The 18,232-nt window shown below is 60.6% G+C and carries 18 protein-coding genes; 16 read left to right on the forward strand and 2 right to left on the reverse strand.

What is annotated here, in order from left to right; translation table 11 throughout:
- Nucleotides 1-42 precede the first annotated feature (42 nt).
- From leuS to lipA, 14 genes are all read left to right on the forward strand, one after another.
- Nucleotides 43-2,619, forward strand: coding sequence for a leucine--tRNA ligase (gene leuS, locus A9G06_RS02115; protein ID WP_069554121.1), 2,577 nt, complete (start codon nt 43-45; stop codon nt 2,617-2,619).
- A 113-nt stretch (nt 2,620-2,732) separates the two neighbouring features.
- Entirely contained in the window at nt 2,733-3,215 is a 483-nt protein-coding gene (gene lptE, locus A9G06_RS02120; RefSeq protein ID WP_005335160.1) for an LPS assembly lipoprotein LptE, read from the forward strand.
- A gap of 100 nt (nt 3,216-3,315) precedes the next feature.
- A complete protein-coding gene (gene holA / locus A9G06_RS02125) occupies nt 3,316-4,353 on the forward strand; it encodes a DNA polymerase III subunit delta (RefSeq protein WP_069554122.1) in 1,038 nt (345 codons plus the stop codon).
- The gene (gene nadD, locus A9G06_RS02130) at nt 4,347-4,997 is read left to right on the forward strand and encodes a nicotinate-nucleotide adenylyltransferase (RefSeq protein ID WP_069554123.1); all 651 of its coding nucleotides are present in this window, start codon (nt 4,347-4,349) and stop codon (nt 4,995-4,997) included. The genes holA and nadD overlap by 7 nt, the downstream gene beginning before the upstream one ends.
- A gap of 103 nt (nt 4,998-5,100) precedes the next feature.
- Nucleotides 5,101-5,442, forward strand: a complete 342-nt coding sequence (gene rsfS / locus A9G06_RS02135; protein ID WP_005335165.1) for a ribosome silencing factor — start codon at nt 5,101-5,103, stop codon at nt 5,440-5,442.
- Nucleotides 5,443-5,461: 19 nt separating this feature from the next.
- The gene (rlmH, locus tag A9G06_RS02140; protein WP_005335166.1) at nt 5,462-5,929 is read left to right on the forward strand and encodes a 23S rRNA (pseudouridine(1915)-N(3))-methyltransferase RlmH; all 468 of its coding nucleotides are present in this window, start codon (nt 5,462-5,464) and stop codon (nt 5,927-5,929) included.
- Nucleotides 5,930-6,032: 103 nt separating this feature from the next.
- Nucleotides 6,033-7,955: a penicillin-binding protein 2 gene (gene mrdA, locus A9G06_RS02145; protein WP_069554124.1), complete on the forward strand. Its 1,923-nt coding sequence runs from the start codon at nt 6,033-6,035 to the stop codon at nt 7,953-7,955.
- Nucleotides 7,948-9,051 carry a rod shape-determining protein RodA gene (rodA, locus tag A9G06_RS02150; protein WP_005335170.1) on the forward strand — a complete coding sequence of 368 codons (1,104 nt, stop codon included), beginning with the start codon at nt 7,948-7,950 and terminating at the stop codon, nt 9,049-9,051. Before mrdA ends, rodA begins: the two co-directional genes overlap by 8 nt.
- Complete coding sequence (gene mltB, locus A9G06_RS02155) at nt 9,051-10,049, forward strand: lytic murein transglycosylase B (protein WP_069554125.1); 999 nt, start codon at nt 9,051-9,053, stop codon at nt 10,047-10,049. Before rodA ends, mltB begins: the two co-directional genes overlap by 1 nt.
- A complete protein-coding gene (locus A9G06_RS02160; RefSeq protein ID WP_069554126.1) occupies nt 9,991-10,971 on the forward strand; it encodes a septal ring lytic transglycosylase RlpA family protein in 981 nt (326 codons plus the stop codon). Before mltB ends, A9G06_RS02160 begins: the two co-directional genes overlap by 59 nt.
- Before the next feature lie 186 nt (nt 10,972-11,157).
- Nucleotides 11,158-12,354 carry a D-alanyl-D-alanine carboxypeptidase family protein gene (locus tag A9G06_RS02165; protein WP_005335176.1) on the forward strand — a complete coding sequence of 399 codons (1,197 nt, stop codon included), beginning with the start codon at nt 11,158-11,160 and terminating at the stop codon, nt 12,352-12,354.
- 292 nt (nt 12,355-12,646) lie between these two features.
- Nucleotides 12,647-12,910: a DUF493 family protein YbeD gene (gene ybeD, locus A9G06_RS02170; protein WP_005335178.1), complete on the forward strand. Its 264-nt coding sequence runs from the start codon at nt 12,647-12,649 to the stop codon at nt 12,908-12,910.
- Between the two features lie 62 nt (nt 12,911-12,972).
- Nucleotides 12,973-13,650 carry a lipoyl(octanoyl) transferase LipB gene (lipB, locus tag A9G06_RS02175; protein WP_040066806.1) on the forward strand — a complete coding sequence of 226 codons (678 nt, stop codon included), beginning with the start codon at nt 12,973-12,975 and terminating at the stop codon, nt 13,648-13,650.
- The gene (gene lipA, locus A9G06_RS02180; protein WP_005335190.1) at nt 13,647-14,612 is read left to right on the forward strand and encodes a lipoyl synthase; all 966 of its coding nucleotides are present in this window, start codon (nt 13,647-13,649) and stop codon (nt 14,610-14,612) included. Before lipB ends, lipA begins: the two co-directional genes overlap by 4 nt.
- Nucleotides 14,613-14,717: 105 nt before the next feature.
- Here lipA and A9G06_RS02185 read toward each other — a convergent pair whose 3' ends face one another.
- Together A9G06_RS02185 and A9G06_RS02190 are read right to left on the reverse strand one after the other, a co-directional pair.
- Nucleotides 14,718-15,281, reverse strand: a complete 564-nt coding sequence (locus A9G06_RS02185) for an NUDIX domain-containing protein (protein ID WP_069554127.1) — start codon at nt 15,279-15,281, stop codon at nt 14,718-14,720.
- 7 nt (nt 15,282-15,288) lie between these two features.
- Nucleotides 15,289-16,089 carry a DUF2989 domain-containing protein gene (locus tag A9G06_RS02190; RefSeq protein WP_005335192.1) on the reverse strand — a complete coding sequence of 267 codons (801 nt, stop codon included), beginning with the start codon at nt 16,087-16,089 and terminating at the stop codon, nt 15,289-15,291.
- A gap of 211 nt (nt 16,090-16,300) precedes the next feature.
- On the opposite strand from A9G06_RS02190, the gene A9G06_RS02195 reads away from it, so the two are divergent.
- Both A9G06_RS02195 and A9G06_RS02200 read left to right on the forward strand, forming a co-directional pair.
- Entirely contained in the window at nt 16,301-17,734 is a 1,434-nt protein-coding gene (locus A9G06_RS02195; RefSeq protein WP_069554128.1) for a glyceraldehyde-3-phosphate dehydrogenase, read from the forward strand.
- A gap of 87 nt (nt 17,735-17,821) precedes the next feature.
- Complete coding sequence (locus tag A9G06_RS02200; RefSeq protein ID WP_011707127.1) at nt 17,822-18,115, forward strand: DUF1315 family protein; 294 nt, start codon at nt 17,822-17,824, stop codon at nt 18,113-18,115.
- The last annotated feature ends 117 nt before the right edge of the window (nt 18,116-18,232 follow it).

Below are 18,232 nucleotides of genomic sequence, written 5' to 3' on the forward strand. Positions count from 1 at the left end.
CAGCTGATTTATCTATTCATTTCACAGATCCGGATGTCACCAATGCAAGAGCAATACGTTCCCCAATCAATCGAACCAGCAGTGCAAAAGCACTGGGATGCCAAGAAAACCTTCAAGGCCGTGGAGAAGGTAGACAAGGAGAAGTTCTACTGCCTGTCCATGTTCCCTTATCCGTCTGGTCGACTACACATGGGGCACGTTCGTAACTACACCATAGGTGATGTGATCTCCCGTTATCAACGCCTCAATGGCAAGAACGTGCTGCAACCCATAGGTTGGGATGCATTCGGTCTGCCGGCCGAGAACGCCGCGATCAAAAACAATACCGCACCGGCGCCCTGGACCTACGAAAACATCGAATACATGAAGAACCAGCTGAAGATGCTGGGTCTGGGTTATGACTGGGATCGTGAAGTCGCCACCTGCAAACCGGATTACTACCGCTGGGAGCAGTGGTTCTTCACCAAGCTCTACGAGAAGGGTCTGGTCTACAAGAAGACCTCCTCCGTCAACTGGTGCCCGAACGACATGACCGTACTGGCCAACGAACAGGTGGTCGACAACTGCTGCTGGCGCTGTGACACCCCGGTGGAACAGAAAGAGATCCCCCAGTGGTTCATCAAGATCACTGACTACGCCGAAGAGCTGCTCAGCGACATCGACAATCTGGAAGGCTGGCCAGAGATGGTCAAGACCATGCAGCGCAACTGGATTGGCCGCTCCGAAGGCGTCAACATCAGCTTCAATATTGAGGGTCAGGCTGAGCAGCTGGAGGTCTACACCACCCGTCCGGACACCTTCATGGGCGTCACCTATGTCGGTATCGCTGCCGGCCACCCGCTGGCGCAGCAAGCAGCCCAGAACAATCCTGAGCTGGCCGCCTTCATCGAAGAGTGCAAGAACACCAAGGTAGCCGAAGCCGAGCTGGCTACCATGGAGAAGAAGGGCATGGCCACCGGCCTCTATGCCATTCACCCGCTGGATGGCCGCAAGGTACCGGTTTGGGTCGCCAACTTCGTGCTGATGAACTACGGCACCGGCGCCGTAATGGCGGTTCCGGCCCACGATCAGCGTGACTTCGAATTCGCCACCAAATATGGCCTCGACATCAAGGCGGTGATCAAGCCGGTTGATGGCGACGTCGACGTGAGCGAAGCCGCTTATACCGAGAAAGGTGTGCTGTTCAACTCCGGCGAGTTCGACGGTCTCGACTTCCAGGGCGCCTTCGATGCCATCGCCAGCAAGCTGGAAGGGCTCGGCAAGGGCAAGCGCACCGTCAACTACCGTCTGCGTGACTGGGGTGTCTCCCGTCAGCGTTACTGGGGTGCCCCCATCCCGATGCTGACCCTGGCTGACGGTTCCGTGGTACCGACGCCGGAAGATCAACTGCCGGTGCTGCTGCCGGAAGATGTGGTGATGGATGGTATCCAGAGCCCGATCAAAGCCGATGCCGAGTGGGCCAAGACCACCTACAACGGTCAGGAAGCGTTCCGCGAGACCGATACCTTCGACACCTTTATGGAGTCCTCCTGGTATTACGCGCGCTACTGCTCCCCGGACTACGACAAGGGCATGCTGGATCCGGCTGCTGCCAACCACTGGCTGCCGGTGGATCAGTACATCGGCGGTATCGAGCACGCCTGTATGCACCTGCTCTACGCCCGCTTCTTCCACAAGCTGCTGCGTGACGCGGGTCTGGTCAACAGCGACGAGCCGTTCAAGCGCCTGCTCTGCCAGGGCATGGTGCTGGCCGACGCCTTCTACTACAAAGACGAGAAGGGCGGCAACGTCTGGGTCAGCCCGACTGACGTCAAGGTAGAGCGTGACGAGAAGGGTCGCATCACCAAGGCCATCGACAACGAAGGCCGTGAGGTAATGCACTCCGGCATGACCAAGATGTCCAAGTCCAAGAACAACGGCATCGACCCGCAGCTGATGGTCGAGCGTTACGGCGCCGATACCGTCCGTCTGTTCATGATGTTCGCCTCTCCGGCCGAGATGACCCTGGAGTGGTCCGACTCCGGCGTAGAGGGTGCCCAGCGCTTCCTGCGTCGCCTGTGGCGCGTCACCTTCGAACACGTCTCCGGTGGCGCCGTTGCCGCACTCGATGTAGCTGCTCTCACCAACGAGCAGAAAGCGGTACGCCGTGAACTGCACAAGACCATCGCCAAGGTGAGTGATGACGTGGGTCGCCGTCAGACCTTCAACACCGCCATCGCCGCCATCATGGAGCTGATGAACAATCTCTCCAAGCTGGGTTCAGAAGAGCAGGACCGCGCCCTGATGCAGGAAGCGCTGGAAGCCGTGGTAGTCATGCTCTACCCCATCACCCCGCACATCGGCTTCGAGCTGTGGAAGATGCTGGGCAAAGGCGACGACATCGATCACGCAGCCTGGCCGGTGGCCGATGAAGCGGCCATGGTCGAGACCGAGAAGCTGGTGGTGGTACAGATCAACGGCAAGATGCGCGGCAAACTGACCGTGCCGGCCGAGATCAGCCAGGCCGACGTCGAGAAGCTGGCGATGGCCGATGCCTCCGTGCAGAAGTTCACCGACGGTCTGACCGTGCGCAAGGTGATCTATGTACCGGGCAAGCTGCTCAATATTGTCGCTAACTAATTGGCTACCAACTGATTGGTTACCAACTGATCATTGCCAATCTGTGACAGCAAACGGATGATAACGGCGGGCCCTGCGCCCGCCGCTTTCCCTTAATGCAAAGAGGATTTTCTATGGGCACCATCTTCACCCGCTGGATGGCCATCGTGCTGGCTGGTCTGCTGCTGCAAGGCTGCGGCTTTCACATGCGCGGCAACGGCATTCCGAGCGAGCTGATGACCATGAAGGTCGTGGGCGACAACAAGAGCGACTTCTACCGGATGGTTACCACCCGACTGAAGGCCTCTGGCGTGACCCTGGCCGACAAGGAGGGCATTCCGGTGCTCACTCTGGGCGGCGTAGGCAGCACCAGTCAGGTCGCCTCGGTCAACGCGCTGGGGACGGACACCGAATATGTGCTGGGCTTTGGTACCCAGTTCACCATCTCGGTACCGGGCAAGCCGACTCAGGTCTTCCCCATCAACTTCAACCGCAGCTTCCTCAACAAGCCGGATGCAGCGCTCGCCTCCTCCCGTGAGCAGGAGCAGCTCAACCGCGAAATGCAGGAGCAGGCGGCCAATCAGGTGATCCGGCAGTTGAGTCAGGTCAGCTTCTGATGCGGATTTATCCTGAACAATTTGGTGACGAGTCGCAGTTCAAGCAGCCAAAGCAGGCCGCGAATCTTGTGCGCCTTCATTTCAGTCAGGCAAGCTTCTGATGCGAATTTATCCTGAACAATTTGGTGACCACCTCAAAGCAGGGCTTCGGCCCTGCTATCTCGTTTTTGGCGACGAGCCCCTGCTGCGACTGGAGGCCATTGATGCCATCCGTCAGGTCGCCCGCAAGCAGGGTTTCGATGAGCGCCACACCTTCGTGGTGGAACAGGGGCTGGACTGGAATCAGGTCTACGATGCCTGTCAGGCCATGAGCCTCTTCTCCGCCCGCCAGATCATCGAGCTGGAGCTGCCCGCCAAGGTGGACAAGGATCTGGCCGCCCGCATCAGCGAAATTGGCAAGCAGCTTCATCCAGATTTGCTGCTGGTGCTGAGTGGCAGTCGCCTCAACCAGACCCAGATGAAGGCAGCCTGGTTCGACAAGCTCTACCAGATTGGCACCTATGTGCCGGTCAACCATCCGGAGCCCAAGTTTTTCCCGCGCTGGATGAGCGCCCGCTTTGCGCGTTTCGGCCTCAAGGCGCTGCCGGATGCCATTAACTTCATGTGCCACTCCTACGAGGGCAACCTGCTGGCCGCCAGCCAGGAGATCGAGAAGCTGACCCTGCTCTCGCCGCCCCAGCCCATCAGCGTCACCTATCTGCAAGAGACCATTATCCGCCACGCCCACTTCACCCCGTTCCAGCTGGTCGATACCCTGCTGGAGGGCAAGGTGAACCGGGCCCAGCGCATTCTGGCCGCCCTGCGGGCCGAAGGCACCGAGCCGGGCATACTGGCCTGGACCCTCTGCCGCGAGCTGGAGCAGCTGACCGAGCTGTCGCTGGCGATGCGCAACGGCCAGCCGCTGGGTGAGCACTTCAGCCGCCTGCGCATCTGGCAGAGCCGCCAGCAGCTCATTCAGCAAGCACTGACCCGTCTGCCGTTTGCCAAGTTGCAGCAACTGTGGCAACTGATGGCCCAGCTGGACGATGCCCAGCGCCGCTTTGATACCGAGCAGGCCTGGCTGATGCTGCAGACCATAGCCCTCGGCTTTCGCGATGGCACGCCCCTGCCGCTGGCGATGGAGAGTGCGCCATGCTAAAGGCGCCCATTGGCCTGTTGGGGGGCACGTTCGATCCTATCCATATCGGCCATCTGCGCCCCGCCATCGAGGCGCGCGATGCCATTGGTCTGGCCGAAGTGCGGCTGATCCCGAACCATATACCGCCCCACCGCGCCAACCCGCACTGCTCCAGCGAGCAGCGTCTGGCCATGGTCAGGCTGGCGGCGGCAGAGAACCGCCATTTTGTGGTGGATGAGCGGGAACTTTGGCGCGACAAACCCTCCTACACCATAGATACCCTGATCGAGCTGCGTCGTGAACTGCCCGATACGCCGCTATGTTTTCTGATGGGGATGGATTCCCTGCTGAGCCTGCCAAGCTGGCACCGCTGGCAGGAGCTGCTCGACCATGCCCATCTGGTGGTGAGCGTGCGACCGGGCTGGCAACCGGAGTATCCGACCGAGGTGGCGCAGCTGCTGGCGCGCCATCACACCACAGATGCCAACGCGCTGCATCAGCGTCTGGCCGGTCATATCTGGCTGGCGGACAACCAGCCCATCGAACTGTCAGCCACCCGACTGCGGGCCTTGCTGGATGAGGGACAAGACACCCGCTACCTCTTGCCCGAGTCGGTTGCGCACTATATTGATCAACAGGGGCTCTACCGCGCCAACCGCCGCTAGCCCCTGTCGTAATCCCGCCCCACCCGATGGGAAACGGGAGTGACCATGATATAATCCGCCGCCCTGACGCAAACGCTGCGCGCCGGAATACAGGAGAGACTCATTGCAAGGCCAAGAATTGCATGCCTTTATCATCGACAAGATCGATGACATGAAAGGCCGCGACATCATCACCCTCGATGTACGCGGCAAATCCAGCATTACTGACACCATGATCATCTGTTCCGGCAACTCCAGTCGTCACGTCAGCGCCATTGCCCACCATCTGGCCAGCGAAGCCCGCCACGCAGGTCTGGATCTGCTGAGCGTGGAAGGACAACTGAGCGGTGAATGGGTGCTGGTAGATATGGGCTCGGTGATCGTGCATGTGATGCAGGATGAACACCGTGACTTCTACCAACTGGAAAAGCTGTGGAGCGGTGCCGCTCAAATGAATACGCAATAAGAGCACAAGTGTAACGACCATGAAGATCCAGTTGATTGCGGTGGGCACCAAGATGCCCGCCTGGGTAGAGCATGGCTTCGAAGAGTATCGTCGCCGCTTCCCCAAAGACATGCCGTTTGAACTCGTCGAGATCGGCGCAGGCAAACGGGGCAAAAATGCCGACATTCCCCGCATCCTGCAGAAGGAAGGGGAAGCCATGCTGGCGGCTGCGGGGCGCTCGCGCATCGTCACCCTCGACATTCCGGGCAAGCCCTGGACCACGGAGCAGCTGGCTACCCAGCTGGAGGCGTGGAAACTCGATGGCCGCGATGTGGCCCTGCTGGTAGGCGGGCCGGAAGGCTTGTCACCCGAGTGCAAGGCTGCCGCTGAACAGAGCTGGTCACTGTCACCGCTCACCCTGCCCCATCCGCTGGTACGGGTGCTGGTGGCAGAGAGCCTCTATCGGGCCTGGAGCATCACCACCAATCATCCGTATCATAGAGAGTGAGCCATGCGTCTCTGGAGTCTCACCTCTCATATTCACCCCTATCACAGAGAGTGAACAATGCAGTTCCTGCTCTTATTGCCCCCAAGGGTCTTGAGGTAAAGGCATGCTGAAACAACGCATCGAAATGCGCGATCACAGTGCCGAGGGCAATCTGTTCTTCCGGCGCACCCTGGTAGCCTACATCGGCATCGTCGTGCTGATGCTGGTGCTGCTGGGCAATCTCTATTATCTGCAGGTCGAGTCCTACGACACCTACCAGACTCGCTCCAACTCCAACCGAATCCGCGTGGTGCCGGTGGCACCGCCACGGGGCCTCATCTATGACACCAACGGTGTGCTGCTGGCGGAAAACCGCCCGGTCTACAGTCTGGAAATCGTGCCGGAAGAGACCAAAGATCTCGAAAAAACCGCCGACCAGCTGATCACCCTGCTGGGTCTGCCGGAAGGCACCAAGGAGAAGTTCCTCACCGAAGTGAAGCGCCAGCGCCGCTTCAAGCCGGTCGCCCTCTACGAGAAGCTGACCGAATATCAGGTGGCCCTCTTCTCGGTCAACCAGCATAACTACCCGGGCGCCAGCATCGAGGCCTACCTCAAGCGCTACTACCCGTTTGGTGACACCCTCACCCATGCTTTGGGCTATGTGGCCAAAATCAACACCCGTGACGTAGAGCGCCTCGAGAAGGAAGAAAAACTCGCCAACTACGCGGCCACCAAGGATATCGGCAAGCAGGGGGTGGAGAAGTATTACGAAGATGAGCTGCACGGTGTGGCGGGCTATCAGGAGGTCGAGGTGAACAACCGCGGCCGGATTGTCCGCACCCTCAAGTTCCAGCCACCTATTCCGGGCAAGGATATCTACCTCAATATCGACGTCCGGATGCAGCTCAAGGCCCAGCAACTGCTGGCTGGCCAGCGCGGAGCCATCGTGATGATGGACCCGAAAACCGGCGCCATCCTGGCCCTGGAGTCGAGCCCCAGCTACGACCCCAACCTGTTCGTGACCGGTATCTCCAGCGCCAACTACTCGGCGCTGCTCAACGATCCGGCGCGGCCACTGGTGAATCGCACCACTCAGGGCATTTATGCCCCTGCCTCCACCGTCAAGCCCATGATGTCCATCATGGGTCTCAACGAGGGGGCCATTACCCCGGGCTACCGCTATTTCGGCGGCCCGAGCTTCTCCATTCCCGGTACCACCAAAAAGTTTCGCGACTGGCGCCGCTGGGGTCATGGCTGGCTCGACGTCTATCGCGCCATCGAGGTCTCGGCAGATACCTACTTCTACGATCTCGCCTATCGGGTCGGCATCGACAAGATCCACAGCTACATGACCAAGTTTGGCTTCGGTCAGTACACAGGGGTCGATCTTTATGAAGAGACCAAGGGGGTCATGCCGTCCCGTGACTGGAAGATGGCCCGTTGGCGCCAGCCCTGGTATCAGGGTGACACCATCTCTGTCGGTATCGGTCAGGGCTACTGGAGCGCCACCCCGCTCCAACTGGCCAAGGCGATCAGCATCCTGACCCAGAATGGTCACGACGTCACCCCGCACCTGCTCAAGAGCACCGCCTCCCAGGCGGGGGTGGTCGATGCCCCCATCAACCCCAATATCGCCCTCAAGCTCAAGAACGACAGCTTCTGGAAAGTGGCGCAGGAGGGGATGTGGCGAGTCAACCATGGCAGTGAAGGCAGTGGCCGTCACTCGTTTGCCAAGGCGCCTTACTCCTCAGGCGGCAAATCGGGCACCGCTCAGGTAGTCGGTTTGAAGGAAAATCAGGTTTACAACATCAAGACGGTCAAGGCGGAGCATCGCGATAACGCTTTGTTCGTTGCTTATGCACCCTTCGAGGCGCCCAAAGCGGTGGTAGCTCTGGTACTGGAAAACTCCATCGGAGGTGGCGGTGGTCGAGCTGCATCGCCCATTGCACGCCAAATGCTGGATGCCTATCTGCTGCCCCCTGATCCGCAACTGCCACCGGCACCGGAAAAGCCGTCCCAACCGAGTGAGGTCGCTCCCAATGAGTAATTCTGCCCGCCAGCAGAGCATCTGGTACAAGCTGCATATCGACTTGCCCCTGCTGCTCGGTCTGCTGGCCGTGATGACCCTCTCCATGGTGGTGCTCTACTCCGCCTCCGGTCAGGATATGGACTCTATCGTGCGCCAGCTGGTGCGCGGCGGCCTCGCCTTTGCCCTGATGATCGGCCTGGCCCAGCTGCCCCCCTCCCTCTACGCTCGCTGGTCGGTGCCGCTGTTCGCCGTGGTGGTGCTGATGCTGATTGCGGTGGACGTGTTCGGCCACATCGGCAAGGGGGCCCAGCGCTGGCTCGATCTGGGCTTTATGAAGTTCCAGCCCTCCGAGGTGATGAAGCTCTCCATGCCGATCATGGTGGCCGCCTGGCTCAGTCGCCACTCGCTGCCCCCCAAGTTCAGCCATGTGGTGATCGCCCTCATCATGGTGCTGCTGCCCACCCTGTTGATCGCCGCCCAGCCTGACCTTGGCACCTCCATTCTGGTGGCCGCCTCCGGCTTCTTCGTCATCTTCCTGGCGGGGCTCAGCTGGTGGCTGATCGGCTTGGCGGTCCTGCTGATGCTGGCCTTTATGCCGGTGCTCTGGTTCTTCCTGATGCACGACTACCAGCGCCAGCGGGTGCTGATGCTGCTCGACCCGGAGAAAGACCCGCTCGGCCGCGGCTACCACATCATCCAGTCCAAGATTGCCATCGGCTCCGGCGGCGTCTTTGGCAAGGGGTGGCTGCAAGGGACCCAGTCCCAGCTGGAGTTTTTACCAGAACGGCATACCGACTTTATCTTCGCGGTATTCAGCGAGGAGTTCGGTCTGGTGGGGGTTGCCCTGCTGCTGGTGCTCTACCTCTACGTCATCAGCCGTTGCCTGTTTATCTCGATGCAGGCCCAGAACAGCTTCGAGCGACTGCTGGGTGGTGCCATCACCCTCACCTTCTTCGTCTATGTGTTCGTCAACATGGGCATGGTGAGCGGCATCTTGCCGGTGGTGGGGGTACCCCTACCGCTGGTGAGCTATGGCGGCACCTCCATGGTGACCCTGATGGCCGGATTCGGTATCCTGATGTCCATCCAGACTCATAGAAGACTGCTCGCCTGATGAGACGGGTTGGATTGCTGCTTTCTCTCGCCACCACGATGGCGACCGCCGCCGTGGCGCCGGATCGGTTGGCCCTGCTCGCCGAACAGCAGCAGGTACCGCTGGCGGAGCTGCAGGCTGCCGTCGCCCGCGCCCAGTTACGGCAGGAGGTGCTCGACACCATCAGCAAGCCGTGGGAGGCCAAACCCTGGCATCGCTACCGGCCGCTGTTCGTTACCCCGGATCGCATCCGTGACGGCCAGCAGTTCTGGCAGCAACATGCCGAGACACTGGCCCGCGCGGAGCAGACCTATCGGGTGCCCGCCTCGCTCATCGTGGCCATCATAGGGGTAGAAACCTTCTATGGTCGCCAGATGGGCCGTCATCCGGTGCTCGATAGCCTCTACACCCTGGGGTTCCACTACCCGGAGCGCAGCGACTTCTTTGCCAAGGAGTTTGCCCAGCTTGTGGTGCTGGCCAAAGAGGAAGGGTGGCAACTCGATACCCTCAAGGGCTCCTATGCCGGCGCCATGGGGATGGGGCAGTTCATGCCCTCCAGCTATCGCCACTACGCCGTCGATTTTGACGGGGATGGCAAGCGGGATCTGTTTGCCAACCCGGTCGATGCCATCGGCAGTGTGGCCAACTATTTTGCCAGTCACCAGTGGCGCTGGGGCGAATCCGTGGTGGAACCGGCCCAGATCGGGTTGATGGCAGTCGAACCTCTACTCAGGCCTGAGCCCGAGTTAACACAACAGTGGTCAGAACTGGCGGCGGCAGGGATTGAGCTCGCCACGCCGCTGGCCCCACAGACGCCGGTCAAGTTGCTGGCGTTTGCCCAAGCCGATGGACCGGAATACTGGGTCGCACGGCATAACTTTTATGTGATCACCCGTTACAATCGCAGCCCACTCTATGCGATGGCGGTGTATCAACTTAGCCAAGCCATTCAGGAAGCGTATGCATCTTCGTCACAAACTCCTCCCGCTCAGCCTGAGCTTGTTGCTGGCCGCCTGTAGCAGCCAGCCGGAACAGAGCGCCCCCGTCGAGCCGCAAGCACCGGTCAGCAAGCCACCCGTTATCGAGATCCCGCAAGCCACCGGCGCCATTCCGCGCCCCGAGCCCCTGAGTGCCAGCGGCAACCGGGACTACTGGATCGGCAAGCAGAAGCACGAGGTGTGGCGCGACATCAAACACTACAGCGAAGAGGGCACCGCCAGCTGGTTGTCGCCGGATCTGGACGGCCAGAAGACCGCCAACGGAGATGTGCTGGACAGCAAGCTGTTCAGTGCCGCCCACCGCAACCTGCCCATCCCGAGCTATGTGAGGGTCACCAATCTGGACAACGGGCTGGAGACCATAGTGCGGGTCAACGATCGCGGCCCGTTCAACAGCCCGCGCCTGATCGACCTCTCCTACGCAGCGGCTAAGCAGCTGGAGATGGTCGACAGCGGTGAGGCCCGAGTACGGCTGGAGCTGATCAGCGACACCCCGGATCAGATGGTGATCATGGAACCGATGAAGCCCATCGAGATGACCCCGACCACTCCGGCTGCGGCCTCCAACACACTGTCGCAAGATGGCTTCCTGGGTGAACCGACCGCGCTGGCGATGGCCACTCCCGCCGCCGATCCGGCTCCTGTCAAGGCACCCGCCGCCAAGCCCGCCAAAGCGGCACCTCTCAAGCCAGCGCCTGCCAAGGCTGCAGCGCCCGCCAGCAGTGGTGATGGCAAGATGATCCAGGTACTGGCCAGCGGCTCCCGGGATCGGGCCGAGGCGATGGGCAAGGTGATGACCCAGCGTTACGGCGTGCCCTACCGAATCGATGCCCATGGCGCCATTTTCCGGGTGCTGATTGGCCCGGTCGCCGCCGACCAGCAGGCAAGTGTGCTGGAAAAAGTACGTCAGGGTGGACTGGAACAGGCCTTTATCGTGCCCTGATCGTCCCCTTTTGCTGCGGATGTGACTAACCGCTTACTCACTGTCATCACGTCGTTTTATGGCGTGATGACAGGGAGTGATGGATAAAAAACCAGTTCTGATCGCCATCTCGGGCTATAACCTGCGGGCGCATCTGGTATAGTTAGGCCCGCATTTTATCCCCATCTGGCTCGCAGGAATTTCAAGATGTCCAAATTTGCCCGTTCAGTTCTTCTGGCCTCACTGATCAGCGTAACCGCCCAGGCCAATACGCCGGTGCCGACACCGACCCCGAATGCCATGCCCATGGTGGTTCCCGCCGCGCCGGAGATCTCCGCCAAGGCCCATATTCTGATCGACTACTACTCCGGTCAGGTGCTGGCCGAGCAGAACGCCGAAGAGCGTCTGCCGCCCGCCAGTCTGACCAAGATGATGACCTCCTACATCATCGGCCAGGAGCTGCTGAAGGGAAATATCAAGCGCACCGACATGGTGACCATCAGCCAGAACGCCTGGTCCAAGAACTACTCCGACTCCTCCAAGATGTTTATCGAGGTGGGCAAGCAGGTCTCCGTCGATGATCTCAACAAGGGCATCATCATCCAGTCCGGCAACGATGCCTGCGTCGCCATGGCCGAGTTCCTGGCGGGCAGCACCGACTCCTTCGCCAGCCTGATGAACAGCTGGGCCGCCAAGCTCGGTATGAACGACAGCCACTTCATGAACCCGCACGGTCTGGATGCGGAAGGTCACTACAGTACCGCTCACGACATGGCCCGTCTGGGTCAGGCGCTGATCCGCGACCTGCCGGAGGAGTACAAGATCTACTCCCAGAAATCCTTCGTGTTCAACGGCATCACCCAGCACAACCGCAACCGCCTGCTGTGGGATCAATCCCTGCAAGTGGATGGCATCAAGACCGGCCACGTCAGCCAGGTCGGCTATAACCTGGTCTCCTCTGCCACCAACAACGAAGGCATGCGCCTGATCGCCGTGGTGCTGGGCGCCAGCAGCGAAGCCTCCCGCGCCGCCGAGAGCAAAAAACTGCTCACCTATGGCTTTCGCTTCTTCCAGAGCCTGACCCCGTACAAGGCCGGCACCGAGCTGGTCACCCAGAAGATCTGGATGGGCGACAAACCGGAAGTGAAACTGGGCGTCGACAAAGATGTCTCCGTGCTGGTCACCCGCGGTCAGGGCAACAACCTGAAGGCTGACTTCCAGCTCGACAGCGAGCTGAAAGCGCCGCTGGCCAAGGGTCAGCGTGTCGGTACCGTGTTCCTGAAGCAGGGCGACAAAGAGATCAAGCAGGTGCCGCTGGTTGCTCTGGAAGAGGTGCAGGAAGGTGGCTTGATGAGCCGTCTGTGGGACTACCTGGTACTGCTGGTCACCAGCTGGTTCAAGTAATCCAACGCACAATCCTCACCAAACAGCGGCGCCAACAGGCGCCGCTGCTGTCTGTGACCGGCAAAGGCAGTGAATAACCCTGTAAACTGCAGGTTCCGCCTTACCCTGATTTGTGGTAAAAAGCAGCACTTCCATCCTTGTCTGACCGATCCTGGCCTTGATCCCGGTCCGGGCAGCGCCCATATAGTTATGAGCCGTGCCCATATAGACTTGAAATGGCGGCCTCCACGGGCCATCGGCCACTAGCCATCCAAGATGAAGTCATCCCGGTGATGACGCAAAAGGTGAGTAAATGAATACCAAGTTTGATGAACTGCTGGAGTTTCCCTGCAAATTCCCGTTCAAGGTACTCGGCGTTGCCGACCCGGCACTGCCGGAAATGGTGGTTGAAGTGCTGCAGCAGCACGCCCCCGGCACCTACAGCCCGACAGTCCAGCCCAGCTCCAAGGGCAACTACCACTCGGTCCGCGTGACCGTGACTGCCCAGAGTAAGGAGCACATCGAAGCGATGTACCACGCCCTTGGCAAGATCGAGCTGGTGAAATACGTACTGTAATTTCTCTCTCGCCCCGTTCTGCGGGGCGACTGTTTTTGGCCGCAGCACGCCGCGAGGACGCCATGTCATCCCAGATCCCCGCCCAGTCCAGCCTGATTGTCAGGCAGCTGGGTCGCCGCCCCTACCAGCCGGTATGGGACGCCATGAAAGCCTTCACCGACAACCGCACCAGCGACACCCCGGACGAGTTCTGGGTGGTCGAGCACGATCCCGTCTACACCCAGGGCCAGGCCGGCAAGGCCGAACACCTGCTCAATCCGGGCAATATCCCGGTGGTGCAGAGCGATCGCGGCGGTCAGGTGACCTATCACGGCCCGGGCCAGCTGGTGCTCTACGTACTGGTGGATGTCCGCCGCTGCAAATTCTCGGTTCGCGAGCTGGTGACCGCGCTGGAGACAGCCATCATCAACACCCTCGCCAAAAGCGATATCCAGGCCTATGCCAAGGCCGATGCCCCCGGGGTCTATGTGAAAAATGACCTTGGCATGGAGGCAAAACTGGCCTCGCTGGGGCTGCGCATCCGCAAGGGGTGCTCGTTCCACGGGCTGGCCCTCAATATCAACATGGACATGACCCCCTTCCTGCACATCAATCCGTGCGGCTATGCGGGCATGGCCATGACCCAGACCAGCGCCCTGGGCGGCCCGCAAAGCGTGGCCGAGGCGCAATCCATTCTGGTGGCCGAGCTGGCTCGCCTGATTGGCTATCAAACAATAACAAACACCGAGAGTGAATCATGAGCAAACCCGTTCGTATGGAGCCGGGCGTCAAGCTGCGCGATGGCGACAAGATGGCCCTGATCCCGGTGAAATTCATGCCGGATCCCAACGAAGAACTCCTTCGCAAGCCGGACTGGATGCGGATCAAGCTGCCCCCCTCCAGCCAGAAGATCGAACACATCAAGAGCACCTTGCGCAAGAACAAGCTGCACTCGGTCTGTGAAGAGGCCTCCTGCCCCAACCTGGCGGAGTGCTTCAACCACGGCACCGCCACCTTCATGATCATGGGCGCCATCTGCACCCGTCGCTGCCCCTTCTGCGACGTGGCCCACGGCCGCCCGCTGGCACTCGATCCGGAAGAGCCGAAGAAGCTGGCGCTGACCATCAAGGAGATGAACCTCAAGTATGTGGTGATCACCTCGGTGGACCGCGACGATCTGCGCGACGGCGGTGCCCAGCACTTCGCCGACTGCATCCGCGAGATCCGCGAGCACAGCCCGCAGACCCGCATCGAGATCCTGACCCCGGACTTCCGTGGCCGGATGGAGCAGGCCCTTGAGGTGTTCCGCGAGACCCCGCCGGACGTCTTCAACCACAACCTGGAAACCGCACCGCGCATGTATCGCGTCGCCCGCCCGGGTGCCGACTACAAGTGGTCGCTGGAGCTGCTGCGCCGCATCAAGGAGATGCACCCCCACGTGCCGACCAAGTCCGGTCTGATGATGGGCCTTGGCGAGACCAACGAAGAGATCGTCGAGGTACTCAAGGATCTGCGCGCCCACGGCGTCAACATGCTGACCCTGGGTCAGTATCTGCAGCCGAGCCGCCACCACCTGCCGGTCAAGCGCTACGTGCCGCCAGCAGAGTTTGACGAGCTGAAAGATGTCGCCATGGAGCTGGGCTTTACCCACGCCGCCTGTGGTCCTTTCGTTCGCTCTTCCTACCATGCTGATCTGCAAGCCAAGGGCGAAGAGGTCAAATGATCTCGCACGACAGAGTGGCCAAGTAACCGCCACCCTCACAATGAAAAAGAGCGCCTATTGGCGCTCTTTTTGTTGGTGTCACTGACCGTTGCGGCTTGATCTACTTCAGTAGCCGTGGTCGAAGCTCCCCTGCTGATGCCAGCGTTGCAGTTGGGCCAGCACCCGGGTCTCCCGCGCCGTCCACTGGGGACAGGGCCCCGCCAGCTGGGTCTTGTTGGTCTGCAGCGCCTCGTCGAGGGCAAACCAGCCGGGCACGAAGCCAAGGCGGATCTCGTAGGGCTGCGGCTGCGGGGCCACCAGCTGATCGCCAATCCGGCACAAGTAGTAGAGCGAGCGGATGCAGTAGGCATCGAACCCCGGCTCGCGGGCGGCGCGATATTCACGGGTCTCGCCAAGCAGGCCCCCCACTTCCCGCAGCTCGGCACCGCACTCCTCCAGCAGCTCGCGAGCGAGCGCCACATGGTGGCTCTCCCCCGCTTCAATGCCGCCCCCTGGGAACATCAGATCGCCGTTGACCCGGGAATGCACCAGCAGCAGCTCGTCGCCACGAGGCACCACGGCACGCACCGTGAGGCGCTCCAGAGTACGGCCATCGGTACGTACCTCGCCATGAACGAAAGAGAGATCGAACGGATTGGGCCAGCAGCTGGCCGGGGAGAGCGTCGTCATCACTGCCTCAGGGCCGGTAGTTGCCATGCTTGAGCTGCTCGACAATTTCGGCAGCCCGAACATCGTAGCCATCCTGCTCTGTCTTGCTCAGGGTGTGGTAGATGCCAAAACGCTTGGCTGAGACCTCGGGGCTATCCTGAAACGACTCGCTCACCTTGCCCCACAGATAGGCCAGCCCGTACTGTTTCTGGCCCATATAGAGGGTGCTGAGGGAGGTGAATATGCGGCTGTTGACCTTGTCCCCTTCCTGATAGAGGGAGAGCCCGTGCTGCAGGGTGGCAATGGCCTTTTCGGGGTCGCTCTTGGCGTAGATACCGCCGAGCGCCAGTTGCAGCTCGGGTTCATCCAGCGCCTTGGTGCCTTCCAGCGCCATAAACTGCTGACGAGCCAGCTCGTTGGTGTTGTTGGTCCAGTGCCAGAGCAGCAGGTAGGGATCTTGCGAATTGCGAGTCGCCGCATCTAGCTGGGCCAGCTGATCCCCGGCCGCCAGCATGCCCTCTACCCGTGGACTCTTCTGCTCACGGGCATTCTTGTACTCAATGCTGGTGGAACGCTCGGCACACTTGAGATAGCGCTCAAGGTTACGCATCAGCTCGTACTTGCGCCGATCCGTCCCCTCCTCCTTGAGATAGAAGCGACTGCGGATCACATCGGTACGCTCGTAGCGACACCAGCCATCGTCCACCAGATCCTGGCAGAGCTCGGGATGATTGCCACAGATGTTGTGGATCCGATCGTCATTGCAGCCAGCCACGGCAAGGCCGACTGAAAGCATGATGAAGGTCTGTCGCAGGGGGAAATTGGCCATGGTTCACATCTTGTTGGTAACGCGGGTTGGTAACAACTGGCGCCTTTACGGGCCACCTCCGGCTAGCAAACCGGTTACATATCCATTACAATGCGCGCGCCATGTAAGGCCGCGACTGCAGAATAATATAACGAAATATACACCCCTACACTGATCTGCATTCGACGAATTTTCTATTTACACCAACAACGTGAAATAAAGGATCTGGTCAATGACCCACGAGCACTACTTGCAAGCGTGGCAGGAGAGCCAGGAGCTCGCCGAAGCCATGCAGCCCTTGATTGGTCGCCTCTACCGACAACAAGGGGTCGAGATCACCCTCTACGGCCGCCCGCTGCAAAACGCCTCCACCATCGATATCCTCAAGGCCCACCGGGTCGTCCGCCGCCACCAGGGCGCTCCCCTCCCCATCCAGCAAAGCTTCCCCCTGCTTCAGGCCATCGTTGCCCTCAAACCCACCGCCGCCGAGGTTGACCTTGGCAAGCTGGCAGTCGGCTACTGGCAGGATCATCAGGATGAGGCGGGGATCGAGGACTATCTGCAAGCGCGACTGGCACCGGCCCTTGGCCGCAGCCAGATGCCGCAGCCGACCGACGTGGTGCTCTACGGCTTTGGCCGCATCGGCCGCCTGCTGGCCCGCCTGCTGATCGAGCGTACCGGCGCCGCCAATCCGCTGCGTCTGCGCGCCATCGTGGTGCGTGGCGGTCGCGACGGAGATCTGGAGAAACGCGCCAGCCTGCTGCGCCGCGACTCGGTGCACGGCCCCTTCAACGGCTCCATCGAGGTAGATGTGGAGCGCAGCGCCATCATCGCCAACGGCACCTTCATTCAGGTGATCTACGCCAATAGCCCGGCCGACATCGACTACACAGCCTACGGCATTCACGATGCGTTGATCGTCGACAACACCGGGGTATGGCGTGACGAGGCAGGCCTCTCCGAGCACTTGAAGGCGCGCGGTGCCGGCAAGGTGCTGCTGACCGCCCCCGGCAAAGGGGAGATGAAAAACGTGGTGTTCGGGGTCAACCATGAGGTGATAGGCCCGGGTGACAGGATCATCTCCGCCGCCTCCTGTACCACCAACGCCATCACCCCGGTGCTCAAGGTGATGCAGGAGCGTTACGGCATCCGCCACGGCCACGTGGAGACGGTCCACTCCTACACCAACGATCAGAACCTCATCGACAACTATCACAAAGGCGAGCGCCGCGGTCGCAGCGCAGCTCTCAATATGGTGATGACCAGCACCGGCGCCGCCAAGGCGGTGGCCAAGGCGCTGCCCGAACTCAAGGGCAAGCTGACCGGCAACGCCATCCGGGTGCCGACCCCCAACGTCTCGCTGGCGATTATCAATCTGTCGCTGGAGCAGGCCACCGATCGGGAGAGCCTCAACGCCTATCTGCAGCAGATGGCGCTAAGCTCGGCCCTCCATCGCCAGATCGACTTCAGCGCTAGTACCGAGCTGGTCTCCTCCGACATGGTAGGTTCCCGTTATGCGGGCATCGTCGACTCCCAGGCGACCATCGCCGAGGGGGATCACTGTGTGCTCTACGTATGGTATGACAACGAGTTCGGGTACAGTTGTCAGGTAGTGCGGGTGATGGAGCAGATGGCTGGCGTAGTCCGCCAGGATCTGCCGGCATAGACCCCGATAGGGTTTACCTGCACAGCCCGCCAGGATCTGCCGGGCTGACCCCGAAGTTTATGGCTCAATAGTTCAAGGAGAGGCCGGATGTCGTTTCAACAGGGTGAGTTTTTACAAGCTATCAGGCAGATGCCCGCAGAGGTGTACGAGCGGCTCAAAACCGCAGTCGAGCTGGGCAAGTGGCCCGATGGCAAGCCCCTGACCGACGAGCAGAAGGCCACCTCCCTGCAAGCCGTGATGGCATGGCAGGCGATGCATCTCGACAATCCCGAACATATGAACATCGGTCGTGACGGCGAGATTGTGATGAAGAGCAAGAGCGAACTCAAGCGTCAGTATCGCGACGAGGAAGAGATAGTGCGGGTCGACCTCAACCACTGAGTCTTACCCGGCAGGCCGCTCGCTGCGGCCACAACAGAGAGGGGAGCCATGATGGCTCCCCTCTTTTTTCCTATCGATGCCGGGTGACTCATCCCCTCATCCCCAACCCTTCTCCCA

The sequence above is a fragment of the Aeromonas sp. DNP9 genome (assembly GCF_001728955.1).
In the GTDB taxonomy this organism is placed as follows: domain Bacteria; phylum Pseudomonadota; class Gammaproteobacteria; order Enterobacterales; family Aeromonadaceae; genus Aeromonas; species Aeromonas veronii.